Origin of the sequence: Bacillus sp. K2I17 (assembly GCF_002209985.1) — a bacterium.
Classification (GTDB): Bacteria; Bacillota; Bacilli; order Bacillales; family Bacillaceae_G; genus Bacillus_A; species Bacillus_A wiedmannii.
In genome coordinates, this window is sequence record NZ_NJGF01000085.1 from 1 (window position 1) to 5,624 (window position 5,624).

A 5,624-nucleotide genomic window follows, 5' to 3' on the forward strand; every position below is an offset into this window, starting at 1 on the left:
TTGGTGTCTTTGTTTAAAAAAGTACCCATTTTCTTGTCTCGATATATGGACAGGAAAGTGGGTACTTTTGTATAAAGAAATTACTTCAGTTATATATCCACGTATATCTTTATCATAACTTTTAGTCTCATACTTTTTACAAATTTATTCTCAAAGAAATAACGCCGTAAGTTTTTTTATAAACGGTATAACTAAATGTTTAACAGTACGACTTTATTACGGATTTATATTATTATATTTTAATAACACTACATTAATATTTTTATTTATTACTTATACTGGCACATCTTCTTTCTTAGCTCTTTTCTGTTGCCCATTTGATTTTTCAGCTATTCTGGCTGAATCATTAGATTCATTTGTGGCACATGAAGAGCGCGTTTTAATAGCAATCAGTAAATCATAGAAAAAATGGCCTATACATAATAGACCGTTTTTTATTATGTCAATCTTTGTCTTCAAAATCACGTAAACTATCCAGTAACTGTTCAACAATTACTGGATAGTTTACGTACCCCTTTTTATTTTGTCTGCCCTGTTAAAGGCAAGATAAACACTTCCACACGCCTATTCTTTGCTTTTCCCTCTTGTGTATCATTTTTATCGATTGGACGATATTCTCCATGAGCAATTGCACTAAAGTTTTCTGCTGACAACTCTTTATTTTGAAGTAATACTTGTAAAAAGTTCACAGCGCGTTGTGAACTCAATTCCCAGTTTGATGAAAATTTTGCATTGGCAATTGGGACATTATCAGTGTGACCAGATACAGTTATTTCACGTGGAGCTGCTGAAACAAGTAAATGAGACAATTCTTTTGCAATCTCTATCGATTCTAGTTTCATATCTGCTTTCCCTGAATCGAATAGTACATTTTCTAATATCGTCACCATTAATCCCTTTTTAGTTAATTTAGTTTGAAAAGAAGAGGACAATTGCTTCTCGTTAATATATTGATCAATCTTTTTTTGTAATGCTTTCAGCTCATCCATTTCTTTTTTCTCATTTGCCTTTTGATTGCTTAAAAATTCTTTATTTCCTGTTCCACCTACTAGTTCACTTCGTAAAGATACTGCCATCTGTTTAAATTTTGCAGTATCGATACTACTCATTGCAAATAAAACAATAAACAAAGCAAACAATAACGTTAGCATGTCAGAATACGGAATTAACCAAGTTTCATCAATATGCTCATCGTTTTTTTTCTTTCGGCCTCTTCTATTTTTCTTACTCCGCATTTTTCCTCCCCTTTTTCTAGCCTCTTATGTCAATTCACAGAAAACGCACCTAAAATACGCTTTTTCACAGTAAACGGATATATAATATTAATAAACAATTAATAAGCTGTATTCTCTATTTTCACTTTATTTTATTAGCAAATAAATACCTAATATGCAACCTGATATAGCTATGTCCCTAGACTATTCAATAGTAGGTACATAGCTACGATACCAATAACAGCACCTAGAAACTCTCTTAATACAGGTCCATATATAACCTGCTTGTGAAAAAATAACAGTTCTTTTTGTATGCCTCTTTTCTATTACATTAGTTTCTATTTTCATATCTTTCTAGAAGGTGGTTGTAGGCTTACCCATTAATTCTTTGACAGAAATCTATATTAATTAATTTTCATGTTATAATTTAATTGCCACTGAATTTCATCATTAACAAATATTGCTTTATAACCTATTTTGTGCTCAACTAAAAATTTATTTACTCTGTTTATATCCTTAGACAATTCAATCATAATTTCCAACCCATCCATGAAGAAATTTAATCCTTTTTCGCATGTTCTTTTTAAAGTTTCAGTGATTTTCTCTAATATGAAATCATAATCTTTGTATTCACAAGAAACCATCTTCAACTCAACAGCTAATGTATTTTGTAAGTAGTATGCATTATATAATAATTCTTCATGTGAAGAGTTATTATATAAGCATCTATGGACGAGTGACCTTAAATCATTAACATGTAAAGAAGGTGGGAGTAATGAAACATAAAATTTTTCATGATTATATGATTTATAAGTCGGATGTTGGTCTAAAAAGCTCATTTTTTTAAACCTCCAATAAGTTCTAGTATAGTGTTTCAAGTAGAAATATTTTTGTGATTATTAACAAAAAACATGTATCAATTATAGCCTGAATTTTCGTTTTGCAGCTTATAATCTGTTATATTTCCTTAGCGTACGTATTTCGCGTTTTGTTGTTAGTACCTATCACCATCAAACTAAAAGAGCAATTTATTCCAAAACAATACATACGAGCTAAATGCAAAAAATTTTCGTTCCGGGGGATATATGATTTTAACTAGACTAGCAGGTAAAGAGATGCCAAATTGTTGAAACATTGAACAAACTGGATATATTACTTACTCTACGACCTTCTCTTTTATTTTGTTTTCTCTGTTAAAGGTAAAATCAGCACTTCCACACGTCTATTCTTTGCTTTTCTCTCTTGTGTATCATTTTGACTAATTGGACGATAATCTCCATAACCAATTGCACTAAATTTTTCTACCGGCAACTCTTTATTTTGAAGCAATACTTGCATAAAGTTCACAGCGCGCTGTGTACTCAATTCCCAGTTTGAAGAAAATTTCGCATTGGCAATTGGAACATTATCAGTGTGACCAGATACAGTTATTTCACGTGGAGCTACTGAAACAAGAAAATGAGACAATTCTTTTACAATCCCTACCGATTCTAATTTTATATCCGTTTTCCCGGAGTCGAACAATACATCCTCTAGTATCGTCACCATTAATCCCTTTTCTGTTAACTTAGTTTGAAAAGAAGAGATTAGTTGTTTCTCATTAATATATAGGTCAATCTTTTTTTGTAATGCTTTCAGCTCATCCATTTCTTTTTCTTTAGCTTCTTTAGTTTGAGATGCGAATGCTTTTATTGACGTGTTTTCTTTTTCAAAAGAAGATTCTGCTATTTTTGCATTCATTAAAGAAAATATGGACACACCAATCACAGCTGCTATTCCTAATATGGACCAACGGTATGACTTTTTATTGAATTTTTTAATCATCAAAATCCTCCTCTTTAATGCATATTTATTACCACTTAAGTTCTTTAAACTGGGCGTTTGATTGAAATTCGAATAGTGTTCTAATAATGTAATAATAGTATGACCGTAGGCTAGTTTTTCTTTTTTACCAATAAAAGTGAGTGCTAGCGCATCACATGCGATTTCTTGATCTTCACGCATGGCATAATATGCATACCACAGAACAGGATTAAACCAATTCAGAATTAATAAACTATACATGAGCCAATTGACTCCCACATCTTTTCGCTTAAAGTGAGCTAACTCATGATAAAAAATAAATCGTAGTTGTTTGTCATCTAATTGCGTAACATGTTTCTCACATAATAAAATTCTAGGCCTTACATACCCGTGGAGTGCTGGACTTGAAATTTTTCCAGCTAGAAGTAATGAGATCTCTCGTTTAATAGACATTTGCTCTTTGCAATTTTTAAAAATATGTAAAACTCTTTCATCCGTTATAACAGGTTGTTTATGTAAATAAATTTGTAAACGTCGATTTACAATTATGATAAAAGAACTTAAGCAAAGTACACCTAATAACCATACATACATGAGGAGTTCATATATAGATAAATGTCCGAAACTCTTGCCTTCATCCTGAAATATTATTTCTCTTTCCCCTTCATTTTCCGCTTTTAAATTAAAGGAATTTATTTTTCGTTCATTAAATTCTTTTATAGTTTGCATTTTTATATTTTCCTGCAAGGGATTACTTAGGTTTTCATAGCCTTGTAAGAGCAAAGTATACATACTAAATGAACTATTAGGTGACCAAGGTAGCATAAGTCTGACAAGAAGAATTAACCACAATGCATATTGCCATCTTGGTGTTAATTTATTTTTTAATAACATTTTTAAACATAGAATCAAACCAACTAAAATGCTAGCCATTATAGAAGTTTCTATTACCCACTCAAAGATAATTGGAAGATACAAATTGCATAAGACACCCAACATAATTATTTATTCCTTCTTTGGTGAGGGTTAGCTTTGTCATCTAAAATTTCTCTTAATTCATCAATTTCTTCTAAAGAAAGCTTTTCTTCTTTTATAAAATTCACAAGTAATGGCTTTAATGCAGCGCCATAAAATCGTTTCAGAAAGGATTTTGTTTCTATTTGCAAATAATTATCTTGAGAAATTAATGGCGTATATGTATACATTTTCCCTTTTTCTTGATTAGAAGAAACTGCTCCTTTCTTTACTAATCTGTTGAGCAATGTTCGGACAGTTTTAGGACTCCAATCATTATTTTCCTCAAGAGATTGAATTACTTCGTTCGCAGTAAGTGAGGATTTCGTATTCCATAGTACTTTCATCACTTCTAATTCCGCTTCTGATATCTTGGGTAGATTATTCATATTGATTCTCCTTTCAAAGATTACAATTGTAATACAGAAACCATATTACAATTGTAATCTAAAGAAGTCAAGAGTATACTAAAAAAGGATCGCCAGATAATTAAGTCAAAAAACAACGATAATTTACTGGTTTTATTATGAAACCTTGGACACTTGAATAGAAAATGTGTATACATTCTTATACTCATTACTATTCTAAATAGGAGCTGAGAAAATTGGATACTAAGGCAACGATAATTATTATTTTAGGTTTCTTTTTAATATTTTTTATTTCTTTTGTAGGATGGTCCATTATTTGGTTAGGAGGAGCTTGGGTTATTAGTTTTAATTTTAATATTAGTTACTGGGCTGTATTTACAATTAGCTCAATTTTATATGTATCACTTATCATAGCAAAGTTAATTTTTGCGTATGTAGGTTCATGGGTTTTGAATCATTTATTCGCTACTAGTTCCTTAAAACATCAATTAAAGTAACTAAGAATACAGGTAGTTAAAAAATCTATGTGTATACATTCCGTAAGATATACAAAGGAAAACGTATTAATGTGGTTTTTGTGTTTAGGGGTACCACCCCATGCCCATCAACTTAAGAAAACAGATTCACCCCAAAACGAAAAAATAAGCTTAATTCTCAAATATAACTGTCGAGAGGTAAAATTTTTGTTTTGGTGGTGCTTCAAAATATTAGCTTGATAGCGATGGGGTCTCACCACATCGCTATCAAGCTAAAGAAGTAGGTCACCCCAAAAAAGAGAAAATACGTTAAATTCTCATAGATAACTATCTTATATTAATTACATAATCTAGTGTGATATAATGATATAAAGATATTATATTTAAAAGGGGGATTCAAATTGGTTAAAAACTTACCTTTACTAATAGTGATTTTACTACTAGGTATCAGTTCTTCTACATTAAGCACGAACGGATACTTTTCTCCAGTTATAGAATGGTCTTTAATGATTATAAGTATTATTTTGAACATTACTGCAGTGATAGGTTTATCATTACACGTCCTTGTATATCAACCTATGAAAAGATTTGATAAAAATTTAAAAGAGACCTTCAAATAAAATAATTATATTTGAGGTAACACCACATCGCTATCGAGCTAAAAAAATGTATCCATAAAAAGAAAAAAACGCTATTCTTTCTGTAGAATCATAGGTGGTCTGCCCCCATTTGGTGAGACAAAGAAAAAA

General features: G+C 30.8%; 6 protein-coding genes. 2 read left to right on the forward strand and 4 right to left on the reverse strand.

Going from position 1 to position 5,624, the window contains the following annotated elements; translation table 11 throughout:
* Positions 1-518: 518 nt before the first annotated feature.
* The 4 genes from CER22_RS30450 to CER22_RS30465 all read right to left on the reverse strand — a co-directional run bounded on the left by CER22_RS30450 (position 519) and on the right by CER22_RS30465 (position 4,420).
* Complete coding sequence (locus tag CER22_RS30450) at positions 519-1,235, reverse strand: flagellar motor protein MotB (protein ID WP_088610443.1); 717 nt, start codon at positions 1,233-1,235, stop codon at positions 519-521.
* 383 nt (positions 1,236-1,618) lie between these two features.
* The gene (locus CER22_RS30455; RefSeq protein ID WP_088610444.1) at positions 1,619-2,053 is read right to left on the reverse strand and encodes a hypothetical protein; all 435 of its coding nucleotides are present in this window, start codon (positions 2,051-2,053) and stop codon (positions 1,619-1,621) included.
* 337 nt (positions 2,054-2,390) lie between these two features.
* A complete protein-coding gene (locus CER22_RS30460; protein ID WP_256943773.1) occupies positions 2,391-3,995 on the reverse strand; it encodes a M56 family metallopeptidase in 1,605 nt (534 codons plus the stop codon).
* Positions 3,996-4,018: 23 nt separating this feature from the next.
* Positions 4,019-4,420, reverse strand: coding sequence for a BlaI/MecI/CopY family transcriptional regulator (locus tag CER22_RS30465; protein WP_088610446.1), 402 nt, complete (start codon positions 4,418-4,420; stop codon positions 4,019-4,021).
* Positions 4,421-4,635: 215 nt separating this feature from the next.
* On the opposite strand from CER22_RS30465, the gene CER22_RS30470 reads away from it, so the two are divergent.
* Together CER22_RS30470 and CER22_RS30475 are read left to right on the forward strand one after the other, a co-directional pair.
* Positions 4,636-4,896, forward strand: a complete 261-nt coding sequence (locus CER22_RS30470) for a hypothetical protein (protein ID WP_088610447.1) — start codon at positions 4,636-4,638, stop codon at positions 4,894-4,896.
* Positions 4,897-5,276: 380 nt separating this feature from the next.
* Positions 5,277-5,495 carry a hypothetical protein gene (locus CER22_RS30475; protein ID WP_000240399.1) on the forward strand — a complete coding sequence of 73 codons (219 nt, stop codon included), beginning with the start codon at positions 5,277-5,279 and terminating at the stop codon, positions 5,493-5,495.
* The last annotated feature ends 129 nt before the right edge of the window (positions 5,496-5,624 follow it).